This is a genomic window from Variovorax sp. R-27 (assembly GCF_049913215.1).
Classification (GTDB): Bacteria; Pseudomonadota; Gammaproteobacteria; order Burkholderiales; family Burkholderiaceae_C; genus Variovorax.
The window spans coordinates 4059444-4080991 of the sequence record NZ_CP183984.1 but is presented as its reverse complement, the minus strand read 5'-3'; the positions used below and the strand labels follow the sequence as shown (position 1 = coordinate 4080991).

The following is a 21548-nucleotide window of genomic DNA, read 5'->3' as shown; positions in this document are numbered from 1 at the left end:
GGTGCAACCGGAGCATTCGAGGGCTATAGCCCAGTGCCGTTGGGGCGGTTACCCCATGGGGGTTACATACCGCTCGCCAGCGCCGCCGCAGCCGCCCGCGTTTCCACCCCCAGCTTCTCGAAGATGTGCTCCAGGTGCTTGTTCACCGTGCGTGGGCTGGTGCCCAGGATCTCGCCGATGTCGCGGTTGGTCTTGCCCTTGGCGAGCCAAGACAGCACCTCGGTCTCGCGCGGCGTGAGTGCGGCGTCGGCCAGGCGGGCGGCCGGCCCCTCGCGCTGGATGGCGAAGAGCAGCATCGTCTCGCCGAGTGCCGCCGCGCCGAGGTTGCGCACCGACAGCCGCATGCCCGTGGCGGTGCCGATGGCAATGGCCGCGCCCGGCGCGAGAGCCGGTTCCAGCGAAGCAGGCAGCAGGCCCGGCGCCACCGGGTCTTCCAGCGCATGCAGCCACAGCGCGGCCTGCGGCGAGCGCCACGCGATGCGCCCGCGCGTGTCGATGAACACCACGCCCATGCCGGCCACGTCAACCGCGTCGCGGGCCATGCGCGTGATACGCGCGTTGCGCGCGTGCGTGTGCAGCCGCGCCAGCACCTCCTGCGCGCGGATCGGCTTCACCACGTAGTCGACGCCGCCGCACTCGAAGCCCTCGACCACGTGCGAGGTTTCAGAAAGCCCCGTCATGAACAGCACGGGAATGTGCGCCCATGCCGGGTTGGCCTTGATGCGCCTGCAGGTCTCGAAGCCCGAGAGGCCGGGCATCAGGCCGTCGAGCAAGATTGCGTCGGGCACCACCAGTTCGAGCCGCTGCAGCGCGGCCTCGCCGTCGGCCGCCACCAGCACGGTGTAGCCGCTGGCCTCCAGCGTGTCGCACAGCATGCCGAGGCTGCTGGGTGCGTCGTCCACCACCAGCACCACGGGGCGTTCGGATGATGATGGCGATTCAGGGGGTGAGGGTGTCTGCATCTTCGGCCAATGCGTTGCGGAGGTTGTCGAGTTCGAAGCGCGTGACCATGCCGCGCAGCCAGGTGCAGGTCGATGCCGCTGCGGGCGAGGCGGCCGCCAGCCGGTCGAGCGCCGTGTGCAGGCCGCGCACGTGGCCCATCTGCACGAGGCGCATGAGCTCGGCGCGGTCGTCTTCCGAAAGGGCAAGCTGGCGCGGGCGCTGCGGCGCGTCTTCTGCAGCGGCGGGCGGCAACGCCTCGCTGCCCGACAGCCATTCGAGGCCGAGGTGCCGCTCCAGCGTGGCGATCAGCGCCGACTCGATCACCGGCTTGCCCACAAAGGCTTGGCAGTCCGCCGCGCGCAGCCGCTCGCTCTGGTTCTCGAACATGTTGGCCGAGACGATGATGATCGGGATGTCGCGAAAGCCCGAGGCGCGCACCGACGCGGCGGTCTGCCAGCCGTCCATGTCGTCCATCGTCAGGTCGAGCAGGATGGCCGAGGGCAGCTCCTCGCGCAGGCTGTCGAGGCACTCGGTGCCGCTCGCAGCCTCGCGCACCTCGAAGCCCAGCGGCGCGAGCATGCCGGCGAGCATCTGGCGCTGCACGGGCTGGTCGTCGACCACCAGCAGCGTGCGGCGCGCGCCGATGTAGCCCGACACGGGTTGCCGCAGCGCGCCGGCCTTGCTGGCCTGCGGGCCGGGGTCGGCCACCTCGCGCAGGTACACCCGCACGCTGAAGGTGCTGCCTTGCGAAGAGGTCGAGGCCAGCTTGAGCTCGCCGCCCATCAGCGAAGTGAGCAGCCCGGTGATCGTCAAGCCCAGCCCCGTGCCGGGCTCGCCGCGACGGCGGCCCGCCGCACCGCGCTCGAAGGGCAGGAAGATGCGCTGGTGGTCCTGCGCCGCCACGCCGATGCCGGTGTCGACCACGTCGAAGCGCAGCACCTCGCGCCGCGCATCCACATGCAGCGTGACGGTGCCGCTGTCGGTGAAGCGCACCGCGTTCGTCAGCAGGTTGATGAGGATCTGCCGCAGCCACTTGGCGTCGGCATGCACCCAGGGCGGCAACTGCCCGGCGTGCGTGAAGACGAAGGCCAGTCCCTTGTTCTCTGCCTGCGGCCGCACCATGTGCACGAGCTGGTCGAGAAAGGCCGGCAGCGCGAGCGGCGCGGGCTCCAGCTGCAGCCTGCCGGCCTCGATGCGCGCCAGGTCGAGCAGGCCGTCGATCAGGCCCAGCATGTGCTCACCGCTGCGGTGGATGGTCTGCACCGCCTCGCGCGGCGGCGTCACCGCGTCGCCCTTCAGCAGGATCTGCGAGTAGCCCAGGATGCTGTTGAGCGGCGTGCGCAACTCGTGCGTCATGCCGGCCACATAGCGCGTCTTGGCCTGGTTCGCGGCCTCGGCGGCTTCCTTGGCGGTCTGCAGCGCGGCATCGGTGCGGCGGTGCGCCTCGATTTCGAGGGCCAGCAGGTTGTTGTGGCGGTTCGATTCTTCCTGCGCCATCTGCCGGCTTTCGCTGCCCAGCACCACCCACCACGCGGCCACAGCGGCCACGACGGAGAGCAATGCGAACACTTTGAGAAAGGCAGTGGCCATGACCGAATCGCTGGTGCCCGCCAGCGCCTCCTGCGCATAGACCACGCCGACCACGGTGGCCAGCAACGCGATGAGCGAGGCGGCTATCAGCAGGTAGTGCGCCACGCGGAAGTTCAGCCGCGCCGACAGCGCCGGCGGCAGCAGCGCCTGCAGCCAGCCGCTCATCTGCTCGGCCGCGCGCGAGTTTGTCTTGCAGCGATCGTGGCAGCGCGATTCGAGCGTGCAGCACAGCGAGCAGATCGGCGCGCTGTAGGCAGGGCAGTGCGCCATGTCTTCAGACTCGAAGCTGTTGTCGCACACCGAGCACTTCACGCTCTGGCCCGGCTTCCAGCGGTCGATGTCTGTGCGCGCGAGGTAGTAGCGCCCGCGCGTGCGCCAGGCCAGCAGCGGAGACACGGCCATGGCCGTCACCAGCGCGATGAAGGGCGAGAAGGCGCGGGCCCAATGCCCCAGCACGCCGGAGTAGGCCAGCATGGCCAGCGCGGCCGCCACCAGCATCGCCATCAGCCCCACCGGGTTGATGTCGTACAGGTGCGCGCGCTTGAACTCGATGGTCTTCGGGCTCCAGCCCAGCGGCTTGTTGATGACCAGGTCGGCCACCAGCGCGCCGACCCAGGCGATGGCGATGTTGCTGTAGAAGCCCAGCACGTGCTCCAGTGCCGCGAATACGCCCAGCGCCATCAGCAATATCGCGATGACCACGTTGAACACCAGCCACACCACGCGCCCCGGGTGGCTGTGCGTGAGCCGCGCGAAGAAGTTCGACCAAGCGAGCGAACCCGCGTAGGCGTTCGTCAGGTTGATCTTCATCTGCGAGATCACCACGAACAGCACCGTGATGCCCAGCACCCAGGCCGGGTCGCGCAGCACGTACGAAAAGCCCGTGAGGTACATCTGCGTGGGCTCGATCGCGTGGTTGGCCGGTATCTCGTGCTGCAGGGCCAGGAAGGCGAGGAACGCGCCGCCCATCATCTTCAGCATGCCCGGCACGATCCAGCCCGGCCCGGCGATGAGCACCGCGGTCCACCAGCGGCCACTGTTGGCGGCGGTCTTCTCTGGCAAGAAACGCAGGTAGTCGACCTGCTCGCCGATCTGCACCACCAGCGAGAAGGCCACCGTGGCGGCGGCGCCGAACATCAGCGGATCGAAGCCGCTGCTGTCCGAAGTGCGTCCGACCAGGCTGGTGAAGTCGGCGTACAGCTCGGGCTTTTTCACCAGCACCGCAATGAAGGGGCAGACGAACAGCACGATCCAGATCGGCTGCGTCCACAGTTGCAGCCCCGATATGAGCGTGATGCCCCGCGCCACCAGCGGAATGATGACGATCGACGACACCATGTACAGCAGCCATAGCGGCCAGTCGAGGTACATCTGCAGCGCCAACGCGAGGATGGCCGCCTCCAGCGCGAAGAAGATGAAGGTGAAGCTTGCGTAGATCAGCGATGTGAGCGTGGAGCCAAGGTAGCCGAAGCCCGCGCCGCGCGTGAGCAGGTCCATGTCCACGCCGTGCCGGGCCGCGTAGTACGAGATGGGCAGGCCCGTGAGGAAGGTGATGAGCCCCACCACCAGGATGGCCCACAGCGCATTCGAGAAGCCGTAGCTCAGCGCGATGGCCCCGCCGATGGCCTCCAGCGCCAGGAACGAGGTGGCGCCGAAGGCCGCGTTGGCCACGCGGAACTCCGACCACTTGCGAAAGCTGCGTGGCGTGTAGCGCAGCGCGTAGTCCTCCAGCGTTTCGTTCGCGACCCAGGCGTTGTAGTCGCGGCGGATGCGAAAGATCTTCTGTCCGGAGACGGATTGCATGGCTGGTTCTCGCGGCGGCGGTGGCATGGGGCAGGTACAGCAAGAAGCGCTCCCTGTGCTTCTTTACCCTCGATGTTTTCCACCGATGTCTGGCTCGCGAGTCTGCGGGCAGGGCCGGCTCCCGCCGCTACGTTGAATGACGTATTCGCGCAAACCCGGGTGATTTCTAAAGTACCAGCCATGGTGCTCGAGGCACCGTCCGATGCACTGCGATGGTGCGCGGCTCTACTTTCCAACAACCTGCCTGGAGTTTCCTGATGTCGCGTGATTCAGATCTTTCTCTCGATGCCCTGGCATTGCGCCGCCGCCGTCTGCTGCAGGGCGCCGCCGCGCTGCCCGTGATGGGCCTGAGCGGCCTGAGCTTCGGCCAGGGGCAGTTCCCCACGGCCAAGGTCAACACCACCAAGCTCGCCGTGACCGACACCGAGGTGACGGTGGGCCAGCTGCATTCGTCCACCGGCACCATGGCGATTTCGGAGACCGGCTCCATCCAGGCCGAACAGCTCGCCATCGACCAGATCAACGCCATGGGTGGCGTGCTGGGCCGCAAGATCAAGGTCATCAAGGAAGACGGCGCCTCCGACTGGCCGACCTTCGCCGAGAAGTCGAAGAAGCTGCTGGTCAACGACCACTGCGCGGCCGTGTTCGGCTGCTGGACCAGCGCCTCGCGCAAGGCAGTGCTGCCTGTGTTCGAGAAAGAGAACGGCCTCCTGTACTACCCGACCTTCTACGAAGGCCTGGAACAGAGCAAGAACGTGATCTACACCGGCCAGGAAGCCACGCAGCAGATCATCTGGGGCCTGGACTGGGGCGCGAAGGAGAAAAAGGCCAAGACCTTCTTCCTGGTGGGCTCCGACTACATCTGGCCGCGCACCTCGATGAAGATCGCGCGCAAGCACATCGAGAACTTCCAGAAGGGTTCGGTCAAGGGCGAGGAGTACTACCCGCTGGGCCACACCAACTTCAACTCGCTGATCAACAAGATCAAGGTGGCCAAGCCCGACTGCATCTTTGCGGCCGTGGTGGGCGGCTCCAACGTGGCCTTCTACAAGCAGCTCAAGGCTGCGGGCATCACCGGCGACAAGCAATTCCTGCTGACGCTGGCCGTGACGGAAGACGAAATGACCGGCGTGGGCGGCGAGAACTTCGCGGGCTTCTACTCGTCGATGAAGTACTTCCAGACGCTGGACAACGCGAACAACAAGAAGTTCGTGGAAGCCTTCAAGGCGAAGTACGGCAAGGACGCCGTGATCGGCGACGTGACGCAGGCGGGCTACCTCGGTCCGTGGCTGTGGAAGGCGGCGGTGGAGAAGGCCGGCAGCTTCGACGTGGACAAGGTGGTGGCGGGCTCGCCGGGCATCGAGCTGAAGACGGCACCCGAGGGGTACGTGAAGCTGGATGCAAACCATCACCTGTGGAGCAAGGCGCGTATCGGGCAGGGGCAGCTCGATGGCACGTTCAAGGTGGTGGCGGAGTCGGCTGAGCTGATCAAGCCGGATCCGTTCCCGAAGGGCTACCAGTAAGCCAGCAAGCAGGCCGTCGGCCCTCACCCCAACCCTCTCCCGCTGGCGGGAGAGGGGGCAACTCCAACATTCCGGACTTCCCGCCATGACTCTGTCGGACATGATGAACATCGGCCTCATGCAGGGCTTCGCGGGGCTGAGCCTCTTCGCGGTGCTGCTGCTGATGGGGCTGGGCCTGGCGATCATCTTCGGCCAGATGGGCGTGATCAACATGGCGCATGGCGAGTTCATGACCATCGGCGCCTATTCGATCTACCTGGCTGCACGCATCACCGAAAGCCTGGCGCCGGCGTTCATGCCGTACTACTTCCCGATCGCCATCGGGCTGGCCTTCGTCTTCGCCTTCATCACCGGATGGATCGTGGAGTGGGTGCTGATTCGCCATCTGTACAAGCGCCCGCTCGACACGCTGCTCGCCACCTGGGGCGTGAGCCTGGGCCTGCAGCAGATCTTTCGCACCTTCATCGGCCCGAAGGAAGTGAGCCCCACGCTGCCCGAGTGGCTCATGGGCTCGTGGACGCCGCATGAAGGCCTCGACATTCCGATCAACGGCCTGTTCGTGCTGGCGCTCACAGCGCTGGTCACGGGCGGCGTGCTCATTGCTCTGCACAAGAGCCGCTGGGGTCTGCGGGTGCGCGCCACAGTGGCCAACCGCACGATGGCCAACGCCACCGGCATCGACACGAAGAAGACCGACCGCCTGACCTTTGCCATCGGCTGCGGCATTGCCGGCATGGCGGGCGCGGCCTTCACCACCATCGGCTCGACCGGGCCGACCTCGGGTTCGCTCTACATCGTCGACGCCTTCCTGGTCGTCACCTTCGGCGGCGCGGCCAGCCTCTTCGGCACGGTGGTTTCGGCCTTTGGCATTGCGCAGACGCAGTCGATCTCCGAGTTCTTCATGACCGGCTCGATGGCCAAGGTGCTGACGCTGTCGCTGATCGTGCTGATTCTGATGATGCGACCCCAAGGCCTGTTCGCCGTCAAGGTCCGCCGCTGATGAACCCGATTCCCTTGCAGGAGAACGTTCCGATGAATTTCATCAAGGCCTCGATCCAGCGCTACCAGCTCGGCAGCCTGCTGCTCCTGGTGCTGCTGCTCGCGGTGGTGCTGCCGCTGTCGCTCGACATCTTCCGCCTCAACCTCGTGGGCAAGTACCTCACCTACGCCTTCGTGGCCGTGGGGCTCGTCATGGTGTGGGGCTACGGCGGCGTGCTGAGCCTGGGGCAGGGCGTGTTCTTCGGCATCGGCGGTTATGCGATGGCGATGTTCCTCAAGCTCGAAGCCTCCGATCCCATCACGACCAAGATCCAGTCGACGCCCGGCATTCCGGACTTCATGGACTGGAACCAGATCACCGAGCTACCCACGCTGTGGCTGCCGTTCAAGAGCCTGCCTCTGAGCCTTGCGCTGGTGGTGCTGGCGCCGATGGCACTGGCCTGGCTTGTCAGCTTTGCGATGTTCAAGCGGCGCGTGGGCGGCGTGTACTTCGCGATCATCACGCAGGCGGTGGCACTCATTTGCACCGTGCTCATCATCGGCCAGCAGGGCTACACGGGCGGCGTGAACGGCATGACCGACCTGAAGACGATGCTGGGCTGGGACACGCGCACCGACAGCGCCAAGTACGTGCTGTATTACGTCTGCGTCGGCTTGCTGGTGGCGAGCATCCTGCTGTGCCGCTGGGTGCAGACCAGCAAGCTGGGCACGCTGCTGCTTGCCATGCGGGACAAGGAAGACCGCGTGCGCTTCTCGGGCTACGACGTGTCGAACTTCAAGGTCTTCATCTTCTGCCTGGCGGCCGGGCTCTCGGGCATCGGTGGCGCGATGTTCGCGCTGCAGGTGGGCTTCATGTCGCCGAGCTTCGTGGGCATCGTGCCCTCGATCGAGATGGTGATCTTCTGCGCGGTAGGCGGGCGCATGAGCCTGGTGGGCGCGGTGTACGGCGCGCTGCTGGTGAATGCGGGCAAGACGCTGTTCTCCGAGAGCTTTCCGGACCTGTGGCTGTTCCTGATGGCTGGCCTCTTCATCGGCGTGACCATGGCCTTCCCGATGGGGCTTGCCGGAGTGTGGGAAGAAAAGATCCGGCCGTGGTGGAAGTCGCGTCGCCAGGCGCTGCGCGATGCAGCCGTCAAGCCGCCGGTCTCTGCTGTTGCACCTGCACCCGTGGCACCAGTCGCGGCACAACCCGAACCCACGCTGCCCGAAGGCGTCGGCAGCCAGCGCGCCTGACGACTGAACCTGGAGCCACACCCTCATGAGCAACACCGACTTCGCGCTCGCCGTGGAAGATCTCACCGTCTCCTTCGACGGATTCAAGGCCATCGACGACCTCACGCTGTACATCGACCGCAATGAGCTGCGCGTGATCATCGGCCCCAACGGGGCAGGCAAGACCACGCTGCTCGACCTGATCTGCGGCAAGACGCGCGCGAGCGCGGGCAGCATCAAGTTCAAGAACACCGAGCTCACGAAGATGGCCGAGCACAAGCGCGTGCGGCTGGGCATCGGCCGCAAGTTCCAGACACCATCCATCTACGAGAACCTGAGCGTGTTCCAGAACCTGGAGGTGTCGTTCCCGAAGGGCCGCTCGGTGTTCGGCGCGCTGGCTTTCAAGTGCGACGACGAGGTCAAGGCCAAGGTGCAGGCGATTGCGGAAGAGATCGGCCTGGCCGACCGCCTCGACACAGAGGCCGGCCTGCTGAGCCACGGCCAGAAGCAGTGGCTTGAGATTGGCATGTTGCTGATGCAGGAGCCCGAGCTGCTGATGCTCGACGAACCCATTGCCGGCATGAGCGCGCGCGAACGAGAGCTCACGGCCGACCTGCTCAAGCGCATCTGCCAGAACCGCGCGGTGATCGTCATCGAGCACGACATGGCCTTCGTCAAGCAGATCGCGCACAAGGTCACCGTGATGCACCAGGGGAGGATCCTTGCCGAGGGGCCCATGGAGAAGGTGCAGGCGGATCCCAAGGTCATCGATGTTTATCTGGGGCACTAGATGAAGGGCCGTCGTTCAAGGTGCGATCACGCCGACGGGGTACCTTGCTCCGCGAATGTCCCCCGCCCTTCGGGCTCCTCCTTTATTTCGCTGCGCAAGGCACCCCGCCGTCGTGATCGTTGGACAGAGCAGTCGTTGATCAGTCGTGCACCAGCGGCCTGTGCAAGCACCCCGAACACAACCCGAGAGAGTCCAAAGATATGAGCAACCTCATGCTGAAGGTAGAAGACCTGCACGTAGCCTACGGCCAGAGCGAGGCCCTGCACGGCATCTCCTTCGAGGGCCATGCCAACGAAACCATCGCCATCATGGGCCGCAACGGCATGGGCAAGACCACGCTGTTCAAGAGCCTCATGGGCGTGCTGCCGTTGAAGAGCGGGCGCATCGAAGTGGCGGGCCAGGACGTGTCGCGCGACGAGAGCTTCCGCCGCGTGGCAAAAGGCATCGCCTACGTGCCGCAGGGCCGGATGATCTTTCCGACACTGACGGTGGAAGAGAACATCCAGACCGGCCTCGAGAACTCGAAGACCCGCCGCATTCCCGAGGAAATCTACGCGCTGTTCCCCGTGCTGTGGGACATGAAGAGCCGCAAGGGCGGCAACCTCTCGGGCGGCCAGCAGCAGCAGCTTGCGATTGCACGCGCCCTCGTCACCGACCCCAAGGTGCTGCTGCTCGACGAGCCCACCGAAGGTATCCAGCCTTCGATCATCAAGGACATCGCCAAGGCGCTCAACGAGATCCGCAAGCTGCGCGGCATCACCATCGTCGTGTCCGAGCAGGTGCTCAGCTTTGCGATGGACGTGGCTGATCGGCTCTTCGTGATCGAAGGCGGCCGCCTCGTGCACGAGACCGCGCGTGACAAGACCGACGTGGACCACATCAAGGCCTACCTCTCCGTTTGATTTCCGTTCAACCACAACCCAACCAGGAGCCACTGCAAATGACGGACACGCTGATCAAGGTCGATCTGACCAAGTCGCCCACCGAGAACGAGTTGATTCACAACCGCTGGCACCCGGACATTCCGATGGCCTGCTGGGTCAACCCGGGCGACGACTTCATCCTCGAGACTTTCGATTGGACCGGCGGCTTCATCAAGAACAACGACAGCGCCGACGACGTACGCGACATCGACCTGAGCACCGTGCACTACCTCTCGGGCCCCGTGGGCGTGAAGGGTGCAGAGCCCGGCGACCTGCTGGTGGTCGACCTGCTCGACATCGGCGCCAAGCAGGACAGCCTCTGGGGCTTCAACGGCTTCTTCTCGAAGAAGAACGGCGGCGGCTTTCTCACCGACCACTTTCCCGAGGCGCAGAAATCGATCTGGGACTTCAAGGGCATGTTCACCAGCTCGCGCCACATTCCGGGCGTGAACTTCGCGGGCCTCATCCACCCCGGCCTGATCGGCTGCCTGCCCGACAAGCCCATGCTCGACATGTGGAACGAGCGCGAGAAGGCGCTCATTGCCACCGACCCCGATCGCGTGCCCGGCCTTGCCAATCCGCCGTTCGCCGGCACCGCCCACATGGGCAAGATGACCGGCGAGGCGAGGGCGAAGGCCGCCGCCGAGGGTGCGCGCACCGTGCCGCCGCGCGAGCATGGCGGCAACTGCGACATCAAGGACCTGTCGCGCGGCTCCAAAGTGTTCTTCCCCGTGTACGTCGACGGCGCAGGCCTCAGCGTGGGCGACCTGCACTTCAGCCAGGGCGACGGCGAAATCACCTTCTGCGGCGCCATCGAAATGGCCGGCTGGGTGCACATGAAGGTCACGCTCATCAAGGGCGGCATGGCCAAGTACGGCATCAAGAACCCGATCTTCAAGCCCAGCCCGATCACGCCGCAGTACAACGACTACCTGATCTTCGAAGGCATCTCGGTCGACGAGAGCGGCAAGCAGCACTACCTCGACGTGAACGTGGCCTACCGCCAGGCCTGCCTGAACGCCATCGAGTACCTGAAGAAGTTCGGCTACTCGGGTGCGCAGGCCTATTCGATTCTTGGCACGGCGCCGGTGCAGGGCCACATCAGCGGCGTGGTCGACGTACCCAACTCGTGCGCCACGCTGTGGCTGCCCACGGGCATCTTCGACTTCGACATCAACCCGAACGCCTCGGGCCCGGTGAAGATGATCGACGGCAGCATCAGCATGCCGCTGTCGCACGACCTGCGTTGAAAGACAGCCTGGCCATGCCCACTTACGACTACGCCTGCGGGCAATGCGGCGGCTTCGAGGCGCTGCGGCCTTCGGGCTTGCGCGACGAGCCCGCCGCATGCCCCGATTGCGGATGCGCCGCGCCGCGTGTACTTTCAGCCGCACCGCGGCTCGCGCTGATGGCCTCGGGCACGCGCCGCGCCATGGAGACCAACGAGCGCGCACGGCACGAGCCCGGCAGTTCGCGCGACTACGCGCGCTTCAAGCATCCGGCGGGCTGCGGCTGCTGCAGTTCGGGCAAGCGGGGTGCGACGGTGACGGCGCCCAACGGGGCCAAGTCCGCGCCTTCGAGGCGGCCGTGGATGATCAGCCACTGAGGCTGCCGTTTCATGGGGCAACCCCTATTGACCGGCTTCTTTTCAAGGCCCTGATTGTTTCAATCCTGTGAACGCCGTGGTTCATTTCGACGGCGTTTTTCAGGGCTCTTCAGGATCAAACTTCTCCTCACCAACCCATCACTTGAAGGAGATTGAAATGAATGCCTCGAAGATCCTCGCCGCTGCTGCCCTCTCGCTCCTGGCTGCTGCCGGAGCCCACGCAGAAACCTACGACGGCGTGCACGTCGTGAACTCTTCTGTGACCCGCGCTGAAGTCGCACCGCAAGCCGTTGCCGCCGCTCGTGCTGGCAACGAATACAGCGATGCCTCGGGCGCTGGCGCGCAAGCCTTCACGTCGACCGCCAACCGCGCGACCGTGCAAGCCGAAGCCGTTGCCAAGGCACACGACCCGTTCGCCAGCCTCGACCGCCGCGCGTTCTACCGCGACGAAGTGCCGGCTGCGTACAAGAAGCCCAGCGTGTCGTTCACGCGCCAAGCTGGCCTGTAAGCACCGACCACGACACCTCCGGGTGTTGCAAAAGAAAGAACGGGCCCTCGGGCCCGTTTTTTCATGGCCGATCACTTTGTGGTTGTTGTCAAAATATACGCATTGAGTATATATTTGCGGCCCATGAACATGCCGCAACAGGTGCTCCTTCGCGACGCGATGCGTCAACTCAACATGACGCGTGATGCTTTCGCAGAGCGCATCGGCAGCCGCAGAAGGGCGCTCGACGCCTGGCTCCTGCCCGACGAATCCAATGAATTCAGGGCCATGCCCGAAGTCGCACGGCGCTTCGTGAGCGAAATTCTGGCTTCAGACGGGCGGCGCAGTGAATATACGCAAAGCGCACATGAAGGCGCTCTGCGACAGGCGCTGGCCACTGAAGGCTCGCACCACCTGCTGTCGGTCAGCCAGTTCAACCGCGACGCCATCGACGAACTGTTCCAGCTGGCTGACGTGATGCAGCCCATCGCGCGTCGCCGCAAGGTCAGCCGCGTGCTCGAAGGGGCCGTGCTGGCCAACCTGTTCTTCGAGGCCAGCACGCGCACCCGCGTGAGCTTCGGCGCGGCGTTCTGCCGGCTCGGCGGCTCGGTGTGCGACACCACGGGCTTCACTTTCTCGTCGATGGCCAAGGGTGAATCGATCTACGACACCAGCCGCGTCATCAGCGGCTATGCCGATGCGATCGTGGTGCGGCATCCGGAGCAGGGCTCGGTCGCCGAATTCGCACGCGCCACCAACGTGCCGGTCATCAACGGCGGCGACGGCCCGGGCGAGCACCCCAGCCAGGCGCTGCTCGACCTGTACACCATCCAGCGCGAGTTCTCGCGCCTGGGCAAGCTGGTAGACGGCGCGCACATCGCGATGGTCGGCGACCTGAAGTACGGGCGCACCGTGCATTCGCTCATCAAGCTGCTTGCGTTGTACCGGGGCCTGAAGTTCACGCTGGTCTCGCCGCCGTCGCTCGCAATGCCGGCGGAAATCGTGGAGGCCGTCAGCCGCAACGGCCATGTGGTCGAGACCGCCGCCACGCCCGCGCAGGCGCTGGCCGGCGCCGACATCATCTACGCCACGCGCATCCAGAAAGAGCGCTTCGCGAACGACGAAGTGCTGGAGGGCTTCGACAACGCATTCGAGATCAACCGCGCGCTCATCGAATCAGCCTGCAAGCCCGAGGTGGTGGTGATGCACCCGCTGCCGCGCGATGGCCGCCCCGGCTCGCACGACCTGAGCGTCGACCTGAACAACGATCCGCGCCTGGCCATCTTCCGCCAGACCGACAACGGCATCCCGGTGCGCATGGCGATCTTCGCCACGCTGCTGGGCGTGGAAAAGCTCGTCAGCCGCTCGATGCGCGATGCTGCCTGGACGCCGCCCTCGCACATCGGGCCGGACGACAGCGTGTTTCACGGGCTCGATTGAGGCTCGCGAGAGCGCGTGGCCGTCAGGCGTGCGCGAGGATGTTGACCAGCTTGCCGAACGGATCGCGCACGTAGAAGCGGCGCACGCCCCAGGGTTCGTCTGCGGGGCCGTATTCGATGGCGAAGCCCGCGGCCTTCATGCGTTCGAAGGCCGTGTCGATGTCGTCGACCTCGATGGACAGATCGGGCACTGGCGTACCCGAGCCGCCTTCCGATGCGAAGCTGACCTGCAGCGTCATCTCGGTCTGCGAGCCGTAGGTCTGGATCCAGCCGTGGTCCATGAGCAGATCGAGGCCGAGGATGTCCTTGTAGAAGACAGCCGCACGCGCGGGCTCGGGCGTTGCGAAGTTGGCGACCAGTCGTTTGACTTTCATGGGGCAGGTTTTCTGATCGTGAAGGTTTGGAGTTGGCCGTCGCGCTCGACGTGCAGCAGGCCGCCTTCGATGCGGATGCCGGTCCAGCGTTCGATGCGCCCGTCCGAATGGATGATCTCGATGCCGTCGTCGGACACCACTCGGTAGTTGAACAGCGGCCCGGCCAGAGGGCCGTTCTTCTTGCCGATCGTCGCGGTCACTCGGCCCGTCGATCGAAAGCAGTAGCTGTTGACCAGCGTGTCGGACACGAGGTCAAGGAAGTGGTCGATGGGCAGGGCGTGGTTCGGCGTGATCGTCATGCTCTGGCGTTCGTTGTTTCCACAAGGCAGCCTTCCGATTCAGAAGCGGCCAAATATAGAGCCTCAAGCAGCCGCACGCCGATACGTCAGCAACCGCCCCCTGTATGCCGCCCGGCTCACGGTTGCGATCTGGTCCAGCCGCTCCTCGCACATGCCGAAGCCTTCGTCCGCCATCTGCCTGTTGAATGCCGATCGATTGCCCCGATCCGGGTCGACGATCCACACCTCGGCGGCGGGGCTGGTATGGCGGCCGATGAAGGCGGCGAGCAGGCCTTCCGCATCGCGCTCGTACAGCAGGTCGCTGCCGATCACGAGGTCGAACAGGCCGTGCACGTCGCCGTCGGCGCCGGTCTCCTGCATGCCCCAGTGGCCGCGCCTGTATTTCATGGGCGGCAGTGCGTTCAGCCGAAGGTTCTCCAGCAGGAAGCCGCCAGCGAGCGGGTGGCAGTCGCTCGCTGTCATGTCGTTGCCGCGCCGATGGCCGACCAGGCTTGCTAGCGCGAGGCCGCAGCCGATCTCGAGCACGCGCGCGCCCAGCACCACGGGGTGCAATGCCATGCGCGCGGCCAGTTGCGCGCCCGAGGGCCACAGCAGCCCGAACATTGGCCACGAGGCGGAAGAGATTCCCTGCGCGGCAGCCGTGCCCAAAGGGTCTGAGAACTGTTGCCGATCGAGCAACGATTGAATGACGAGGTCGTCGGCACCCGCGATGGCGATGCGCTCCAGCTTGAGTAGATAGCCCGGCATCGAAGGGAGCAGGGTCTCGCGTGCGAGGCCCCGGTGCAGCAAAGGTGGGCCAGTATGCGCCCTTGCCGGTTGCGTGCCTTCTCACGCTCATCTAAGCAAACTCTCACTGCTGTGTAAGCGGCCTCTCACGGCCTGGTAAGTACCGCGTCCTAGAGTGAATTCATCGTCATCACTCAAGGAGACAACCATGAGATTTCGTATCGCAACCCTCTGCATCGCCGCCGTTCCGGCGCTGGTGCTGACATCGCTCGCGCACGCAGGCGGGCTGGCCGATCCCGACTATCCGCAGATCTCGCATTCGACCCAGTCGCGCGATGCGGTGGCCGAGGACGCCATGCGCGCCAACAACGGCATTCACGCAACAGAGGTTCTGGAATCGCAGGTGCAGGCGCCTGTGTCGGGCGCCGACCGTGCGCAGGTGCAGGCCGAGGCGATTCGCGCGAACACCGGCATCCATCCGACGGAAGTTCTGGAATCGCAGGTGCAGCCGCCGGTGGCTTCTGCGAACCAGCCGGATGCGGCGATGACACACGCCACCAACACAACTGGCGCGACCACCTACTGAGCCGCCGCGGCGCCTTGCACGCCCGGCGTCAATCGCGCGTGAGCACGAAGCGCCTGCGGATGCCGCTTGCGGCCGAAGGCGCCACCCACAGATCGAACTCGCCGGGCTCGACGGTCGGCTTCATGTCGCGGCCGATGAACGCCAGGTCGTCGGCCGTGAGCGTGAATTCGACGACCGCTGAAGCTCCCGGCGCGATGCCGATCTTGCGAAAGCTCTTCAGCTCGCGCACCGGCCGCGTCACGCTTGCCGCGCGCTGGCCGATGTAGAGCTGCACCACTTCCTCTGCATCGCGCTGGCCGGTGTTGGTAACGGTGGCGCGCACGCGCAGCGTTTCCGACATTGGCAGCCGCTCTGTACTCAGTTCGACGTTGTCGTAGCGCACCGGTGAATAGCCGATGCCGAAGCCGAAGGGGTAGAGCGCTTCGTTCGTCGCGTCCAGGTAGCGCGTCTTGAATGACGTGCCCGGCGCGTTCTCGGGCGACGGCCTGCCGGTGCGCTTGTGGGCGTAGTAGTAGGGCACCTGGCCGGCCGTTTGCGGAAAGCTCACGGGCAGGCGGCCCGAGGGGTTGAAGTCGCCGAACACGACGTCGGCGATCGCGTTGCCGGTCTGCACGCCGAGGAACCACGTGACGAGGATGGCGCGCGCATTGCGCACCGCGCCCTTGAGCGCCATCGCTCGGCCGTTGCTCAACAGCACGATCACGGGCTTGCCAGTGGCGGCCACGGCCTCGGCCAGGTCTTGCTGCGCCTGCGGCAACCCGATGTCGCTGCGCGAGCGCGCCTCGCCCGACATCTTCTCGCTCTCGCCGATGGCGAGCACCACCACGTCGACATCGCGCGCGGCCGCCACCGCGGCGTCGATGCCGCCGGGCAGCGTCGACTCGATGCCCGAGCCGCGCACCACGTTCACCGACGAATTGGGCCCCAGCGCCGCGCGCAGGCCCTGGTCAATGCCCACCGGTGCCGACTGTCCGGGGAACAGGCTCCACGCGCCCATCAGGTCGACGGTGCCCTCGGCGAAGGGCCCGATCAGCGCGATCTTCGTGCCGGCCTTGGGCAGCGGCAGCAGCATGCGCTCGTTCTTCAGCATCACGATGGAGCGGCGCGCGCTCTCGCGGGCCAGTGAGATGAATTCGGGGTTCTCGGGGCGCTGCGAGGCGGGTGGGCCGTCGAGGCCGTGCATCGGGTCGTCGAACAGGCCCAGCTTCTGCTTGACGCGCAGCACGCGGCGCACGGCCTCGTCGAGCCGCTCCATGGGCACCTCGCCCGAGGCCACGAGGTCGGGCAGGTAGCGCATGTACAGGCCGCTCTGCATGCTCACGTCGGTGCCGGCCATGAAGGCCTGCTTGGCGGCCTCGCGCGGGTTGGCGGCGTAGCCGTGCTCCACCAGTTCTTCGTCGGCCGTGTAGTCGGAGACCACGAAGCCCTGGAACTTCCATTCGTCGCGCAGCACGCCTGTGAGCAGCGAGTGGTTGGCGGTGGAGGGCACGCCGCCGATTTCGTTGAAGGCGCTCATCACCGAGAGCGCGCCGGCATCCAGTGCCGCGCGGAACGGCGGCAGGTACACCTCGCGCAGCGTCTGCTGCGAGATGTCGCTCACGTTGTAGTCGAGCCCGCCTTCGCCCGCACCGTAGGCCGCGAAGTGCTTGGGCGTGGCCAGCATCGAGTCGGGCCGCGAAAGGTCGGGGCCCTGGAAGCCGCGCACGCGGGCGGCTGCGAACTGCCGCGAGAGGTATACGTCTTCGCCCGCGCCTTCGAGGCCGCGGCCCCAGCGCGCATCGCGCGCGATGTCGACCATGGGCGCGAAGGTCCAGCGGAAGCCGTCGGCCGTGGCCTCGACCGCCGCGGCGCGCGCGGTGCGTTCGGCCAGGTCCGGCTCCCAGCTGGAGGCCTCGGCCAGCGGCATCGGGAACATGGTGCGAAAGCCGTGGATCACGTCCGCGCCGAAGATCAGCGGAATGCCCAGGCGCGACTCGTTCACCGCAATCTGCTGCAGCCGCCGCTTGCCTTCGAGGCCGGCGTTGTTGAACAGGCCCGTGAGCCGGCCGGCGCGCACGTCGGCAGTCTCCTGCTGTGCATTGCGCCAGCCGGCCTGGGGGTTGTTGGGGGTGTCGATGTCGGCGGGGCCGTACAGGGTGAGCTGGCCGGCCTTCTCCTGCACCGTCATGCGGGCGATGAGGGCCTCGATGCGGGCCTCGGGCGTCAGCGCTGCATCTGCCGCGGCAGGGGCAGCGGATGCAGGGGGAAGCAGGAGCGCGAGGGAGAGAAGGGCGGAGGCGGGAGCGAGAAAGGAAGCCGGGGTTCTGATGCGCATGGCCTCCTATTCTCCAGATAACGCCGCCGTGCCCTCTCGGCGGGTTTCCGCGCTGGCCGTAGGCCTTCTCCGATAGCCGGGGCCGTGCTTACTCTGCGGTGGCGCCCGAATCCTTCGCCACCTTCACCCATTTCGTCGTCTCGCTGCCGATGAAGGTTGCGAGCTCGGCCGGCTTCATGCTGCCGGCCGTCACGCCCTGTTCCTCGAAGCGTTTCACCACGTCAGGCTGCTGCAGCACGCGCGACACCTCGGTGTTCAGGCGCTGCACCAGTTCGGGCGGCGTGCCGTGCGGCGCCATGAGCGCGAACCAGGTGGTCATGTCGTAGCCCTTGAGGCCGGCCTCGTCGAGCGTGGGTACGCCGGGGTAGGCGGGCGAACGTGTCTTCGTGGTCACGGCCAGCGCCTGCACCTTGCCGGCGCGGATGTGCGGTGCGGCCGAGGGGCTGGTCTCGATGGCCATCTGGATCTGCCCGCCCATCAGGTCGGCCATCATCGGCGCGCCGCCCTTGTAGGGCACGTGCACGATGTCGGTCTTCGTCATTGAACGAAACAGCTCGCCCGAGATGTGCTCCGTGCTGCCATTGCCCGCCGAGCCGTAGTTGACCTTGCCCGGGTTGGCCTTGATGTAAGCGACGAGTTCGGCCACCGATTTCACGGGCACCTTCTCGTTCACGATCAGCACGTTGGGCGTGGATGCGACCAGCGCCACCGGATCGAAGTCGCGCTGGAAGTCGTAGGGCAGCCGCTTGTAGAGGCCCGGCGCGATCGAATGTGCGATGGTGGCCATGAACAGCGTGTAGCCATCGGCCGGCGCCTTCGACGCGATGGCCGCGCCTACGGTGCCGCCCGCACCGCCGCGGTTGTCGATGATGACCGGCTGCTTGAGCGCTTCCGACAGCTTCTGGCCCACGGTGCGCGCGACGATGTCGGTAGTGCCGCCCGCCACGAAGGGCACGACGAGGGTGATGGGCTTGGCGGGCCAATCGGCCGCGCTGGAAGACGCCGCGGCGGTGGCCAGCAGCAGGGCGGCCATGCAGGTGCGCAGAAAAGTCGAGGGGTGCGGGAGGGAGGATTTCATGGTCTGGATGTCGTGGCGTCGTTGTTATTGGCTATTGAAAAAAGCGCGCGCTTCACGCCACGCGGTTCACCAGCGGCTGGTTGCGCACCCACCGCCGCAGGTTGTCGAGAAAGATCGCGGCCACGCGCGCTTCGTTGCCGTCCGAGTGGCCGGCGCTGTGGGGCGTGACGATCACGTTGGGCAAGCTCCACAGCGGCGAGTCGACCGGCAGGGGCTCGTGCGCGAACACGTCGAGGTAGGCGCCGGCCAGTGCGCTGCTGCGCAATGCATCGATGAGCGCTGGCTCGTCGATCACTTCGCCGCGAGAGACGTTCACGAGCCGCGCACCGGCGGGCATGTGCGCCAGCGCCGCCGCATCGATGAGGCCGCGCGTGCGATCGCTCAGCGGGCAGGCCAGCAGCAGCCAGTCCGCCTTCGGCAGCACTGTGTGCAGCTGTTCGTAGCTCACGCTCTCGTGGGCCGGCACGGCGGCCGGGGCCTCGCTCCCGCGCACGGACACGACACGAAGCCCGAGCGCCGCGAGCAGCGCACCGAGGCCTTGCCCGATCGGCCCCCAGCCGACGACCACTGCCGTCTGCCCCGCAAGATCGCGCGGCAGGCCACTGCCCATGAGCGGTGACCAAGTGCGTGCGTGCTGCGCGGCCAGCAGCTGTGGAAACTGCCGCGCCAGCATCAGAACGCCTGCCAGCGCGGTCTGCACGACCACGCCGGCGTTGGCGCCGGACGAGGTCGTGACCTCCACGCCGCGCGCCCGCAGCTCGCCGTACACCGGCCGGTCGGCGCCCGCGGAATGCGCGTGTACCCAACGCAGCGAGGGCGCGTGGCGCATTGCGTCGTGAAAGGCCTGCGTGTGCGGCAGCACCTCGTGCTTGGTCGACAGGCCGGTGACGTCGCGCGAGACAAAAGCGACGTCGGCGTCGTCGCCCGGGTTCACCAGCACGTGGGTGCGATCGCCGAGCGCCGCGGGCAGGCCGGGCACTGTCTGCGCCGCGGCTTGCGGCGTCATCAGGATGCGCAGCGGCGAGCTCATTCGGCCGTTGCGCCCGATTCGCGCACGATCGCCTTCCACTTCTCGTACTCCTGGCGCGTGAACTTGCCGAACTGCTCGGGTGTGCCGCCCACCGGGTCGGCGCCCTCGCGGATCATCTGCGCCTCGAGCGAGGGCAGCGCCTCGTTCACCGACTTGTTGAGCAGCGCGATTACCGGGGCTGGCGTGCCCTTCGGCGCGAAGAAGCCGAACCACGAGCCGGCGGAGAAATCGGGGAAGCCCTTCTCGGCCACGGTCGGCACGTCGGGCAGCGAGCGCGAGCGTTTCTGGCTGCTCACCGCAATGGCCCTGAGCTTGCCCGCCTTGATGTGCGCGATGACCGATGGAATGGTCGCGAACATGAATTGCACGCGGCCCGCGAGCAGGTCGTTGAGCGCGTTCGCGCCCTTGTAGGGCACGTGCAGTGTCTCGGCCCCGATGCGCTTGCTGAGCATGTAGCTCGACAGGTGCGACGAGGTGCCGACGCCGGTGGAGCCGTAGTTCAGCTTGTTGGGGTTGGCCTTGGCGTAGGCGATGAATTCCTCCAGCGTCTTCGCGGGCACCTCGGGGTTGACCACCAGCACGTTGGGCACGTCGGCGATCTGCACCACCGGCACAAGGTCGGTGAGCGGGTCGTAGGGCAGGTTCTTGTAGAGCGTCTGATTGACGGCCATCGGGCCGACCGAATTGACGATCAGCGTGTAGCCGTCGGCCGGTGCGCGCACCACGAATTCGGTGCCGATGTTGCCGCCGCCACCGGGCTTGTTGTCGATGATGAAGGACTGCTTGAGCCTTTCCGACATGTGCTGCGTGACGGCGCGCGCGAGGATGTCGGTGGTGCCGCCGGCTGTGAAGGCGACGACCACGCGCACGGGCTTGCTCGGGTAGGCCGTCTGTGCGGTGGCGCAGACGGCTGTGGCCAGCAGCGCCGCGGCGCAGAAGAGGCTCCGGAAGAAGCGGGAAGAAGGTTTGTCTCGTGTCATTGTTGTGTTCTCGTGGGTAGTCGGTCTGGTGTTCAGTCGCGAAAGCCCGGGTCCATCCGGTCGAGCTTGCGCAGCAGCGCAGGCCATTCCATGAGGCCGTAGGGCCGGCGCGTGCCGGGCTGGTAGTTGTTCCAGGTTTCTTCCAGCACCTGCTGCGGCACGGCCCGCAGCAGCGTGTTGCAAGACATCGCACCGATCTGCGCGCGGCAGGCCAGCTCGAGCCGGTGCATCCAGTTGAAGGCTTCGCCCACGCTGCGGCCCACCACCAGCGCGCCGTGGTTGCGGAAGATCACGGCCTCGCGGTCGCCCAGGTCGGCCAGCAGCGAGGCCTGCTCCTCGGTGTTCAGCACCACGCCCTGGTAGTCGTGGTAGCCGATCTTCAGGAATCGCATGGCGGTCTGAGTGAGCGGCAGCAGGCCGCATTCGAGCGACGACACCGCCATCGACGCCCAGCTGTGCGTGTGGATCACGCAGGCCACGTCGGGCCGTGCCGCGTGCACGGCGCTGTGGATCACGTAGCCAGCCTTGTTGATGCCGTAGTCCAGCTCGCCGAAGTCGGGCTTCGAGAGGATGTTGCCGTCCTGGTCGACCTTGATGAGGCTGGAGGCGGTGATCTCCTCGTACATCATCCCGTAGGGGTTGATGAGGAAGGCACCTTTCTCGCCCGGCACGTGCGAGGAGATGTGGTTGGCCATCATGTCGGACATGCCGTAGAGGTCCACCAGCCGGTAGCAGGCCGCGAGGTCGATGCGGGCCTGCCATTCGGCATCGGAGCATTGGCCCTTCATGGAGGGAATCTGGAGTACGCCGGGTCGTGTCATGGGGTTTCCTTCGGATGCATGGGGTT

The 21548-nt window shown here is 66.2% G+C and carries 20 protein-coding genes; 10 read left to right on the top strand and 10 right to left on the bottom strand.

The genetic code is table 11. The features are described from left to right. Nucleotides 1–62 precede the first annotated feature (62 nt). Nucleotides 63–962 carry a response regulator transcription factor gene (locus ACN9MV_RS19120; protein WP_093055847.1) on the bottom strand — a complete coding sequence of 300 codons (900 nt, stop codon included), beginning with the start codon at nt 960–962 and terminating at the stop codon, nt 63–65. Then, a complete protein-coding gene (locus ACN9MV_RS19115) occupies nt 940–4335 on the bottom strand; it encodes a hybrid sensor histidine kinase/response regulator (protein WP_426388975.1) in 3396 nt (1131 codons plus the stop codon). The genes ACN9MV_RS19120 and ACN9MV_RS19115 overlap by 23 nt, the downstream gene beginning before the upstream one ends. Before the next feature lie 257 nt (nt 4336–4592). Between ACN9MV_RS19115 and urtA the strand changes: the two genes are divergently transcribed. The 9 genes from urtA (at nt 4593) to ACN9MV_RS19070 (ending at nt 13315) form a co-directional block, all read left to right on the top strand. Continuing rightward, nucleotides 4593–5858, top strand: coding sequence for an urea ABC transporter substrate-binding protein (urtA, locus tag ACN9MV_RS19110; protein ID WP_093055851.1), 1266 nt, complete (start codon nt 4593–4595; stop codon nt 5856–5858). 85 nt (nt 5859–5943) lie between these two features. Continuing rightward, nucleotides 5944–6858 (top strand): urea ABC transporter permease subunit UrtB, encoded by a 915-nt coding sequence (gene urtB, locus ACN9MV_RS19105; RefSeq protein WP_093055853.1) that lies wholly within the window; start codon nt 5944–5946, stop codon nt 6856–6858. A 32-nt stretch (nt 6859–6890) separates the two neighbouring features. Then, nucleotides 6891–8090 carry an urea ABC transporter permease subunit UrtC gene (urtC, locus tag ACN9MV_RS19100; RefSeq protein ID WP_093176050.1) on the top strand — a complete coding sequence of 400 codons (1200 nt, stop codon included), beginning with the start codon at nt 6891–6893 and terminating at the stop codon, nt 8088–8090. A gap of 25 nt (nt 8091–8115) precedes the next feature. Further along, nucleotides 8116–8859, top strand: a complete 744-nt coding sequence (urtD, locus tag ACN9MV_RS19095) for an urea ABC transporter ATP-binding protein UrtD (protein ID WP_093055857.1) — start codon at nt 8116–8118, stop codon at nt 8857–8859. A 212-nt stretch (nt 8860–9071) separates the two neighbouring features. After that, complete coding sequence (urtE, locus tag ACN9MV_RS19090) at nt 9072–9761, top strand: urea ABC transporter ATP-binding subunit UrtE (protein WP_093075114.1); 690 nt, start codon at nt 9072–9074, stop codon at nt 9759–9761. A gap of 38 nt (nt 9762–9799) precedes the next feature. Continuing rightward, complete coding sequence (gene fmdA, locus ACN9MV_RS19085) at nt 9800–11032, top strand: formamidase (RefSeq protein WP_093055859.1); 1233 nt, start codon at nt 9800–9802, stop codon at nt 11030–11032. Nucleotides 11033–11046: 14 nt separating this feature from the next. Next, on the top strand, nt 11047–11388 hold the full coding sequence (locus ACN9MV_RS19080) for a zinc ribbon domain-containing protein (protein ID WP_093176044.1): 342 nt from the start codon (nt 11047–11049) through the stop codon (nt 11386–11388). 157 nt (nt 11389–11545) lie between these two features. Beyond that, on the top strand, nt 11546–11896 hold the full coding sequence (locus tag ACN9MV_RS19075) for an alpha/beta hydrolase (protein WP_093055861.1): 351 nt from the start codon (nt 11546–11548) through the stop codon (nt 11894–11896). Between the two features lie 123 nt (nt 11897–12019). Further along, on the top strand, nt 12020–13315 hold the full coding sequence (locus tag ACN9MV_RS19070) for an aspartate carbamoyltransferase (protein ID WP_093073604.1): 1296 nt from the start codon (nt 12020–12022) through the stop codon (nt 13313–13315). Between the two features lie 22 nt (nt 13316–13337). Here the strand turns inward: ACN9MV_RS19070 and ACN9MV_RS19065 are convergent, their stop codons facing one another. The 3 genes from ACN9MV_RS19065 to ACN9MV_RS19055 form a co-directional block, all read right to left on the bottom strand. Continuing rightward, nucleotides 13338–13688, bottom strand: a complete 351-nt coding sequence (locus ACN9MV_RS19065; protein ID WP_426388974.1) for a VOC family protein — start codon at nt 13686–13688, stop codon at nt 13338–13340. Next, nucleotides 13685–13987 carry a hypothetical protein gene (locus tag ACN9MV_RS19060; protein ID WP_093055867.1) on the bottom strand — a complete coding sequence of 101 codons (303 nt, stop codon included), beginning with the start codon at nt 13985–13987 and terminating at the stop codon, nt 13685–13687. Before ACN9MV_RS19060 ends, ACN9MV_RS19065 begins: the two co-directional genes overlap by 4 nt. Nucleotides 13988–14050: 63 nt before the next feature. Beyond that, complete coding sequence (locus ACN9MV_RS19055) at nt 14051–14734, bottom strand: class I SAM-dependent methyltransferase (RefSeq protein WP_097198980.1); 684 nt, start codon at nt 14732–14734, stop codon at nt 14051–14053. Between the two features lie 187 nt (nt 14735–14921). Here ACN9MV_RS19055 and ACN9MV_RS19050 point away from each other — a divergent pair, with 187 nt between their 5' ends. Continuing rightward, nucleotides 14922–15299, top strand: a complete 378-nt coding sequence (locus tag ACN9MV_RS19050; RefSeq protein ID WP_093073610.1) for a hypothetical protein — start codon at nt 14922–14924, stop codon at nt 15297–15299. 28 nt (nt 15300–15327) lie between these two features. Here the strand turns inward: ACN9MV_RS19050 and ACN9MV_RS19045 are convergent, their stop codons facing one another. From ACN9MV_RS19045 to ACN9MV_RS19025, 5 genes are all read right to left on the bottom strand, one after another. Then, entirely contained in the window at nt 15328–17613 is a 2286-nt protein-coding gene (locus ACN9MV_RS19045) for a glycoside hydrolase family 3 N-terminal domain-containing protein (protein ID WP_426388973.1), read from the bottom strand. 88 nt (nt 17614–17701) lie between these two features. Beyond that, entirely contained in the window at nt 17702–18691 is a 990-nt protein-coding gene (locus ACN9MV_RS19040) for a tripartite tricarboxylate transporter substrate binding protein (protein WP_426388971.1), read from the bottom strand. 52 nt (nt 18692–18743) lie between these two features. Next, nucleotides 18744–19721 (bottom strand): D-2-hydroxyacid dehydrogenase, encoded by a 978-nt coding sequence (locus ACN9MV_RS19035; RefSeq protein WP_426388970.1) that lies wholly within the window; start codon nt 19719–19721, stop codon nt 18744–18746. After that, nucleotides 19718–20701 (bottom strand): Bug family tripartite tricarboxylate transporter substrate binding protein, encoded by a 984-nt coding sequence (locus tag ACN9MV_RS19030; protein ID WP_097198984.1) that lies wholly within the window; start codon nt 20699–20701, stop codon nt 19718–19720. The genes ACN9MV_RS19035 and ACN9MV_RS19030 overlap by 4 nt, the downstream gene beginning before the upstream one ends. Nucleotides 20702–20733: 32 nt before the next feature. Further along, nucleotides 20734–21522, bottom strand: a complete 789-nt coding sequence (locus ACN9MV_RS19025) for a class II aldolase/adducin family protein (RefSeq protein ID WP_426388969.1) — start codon at nt 21520–21522, stop codon at nt 20734–20736. Between the last annotated feature and the right edge of the window lie 26 nt (nt 21523–21548).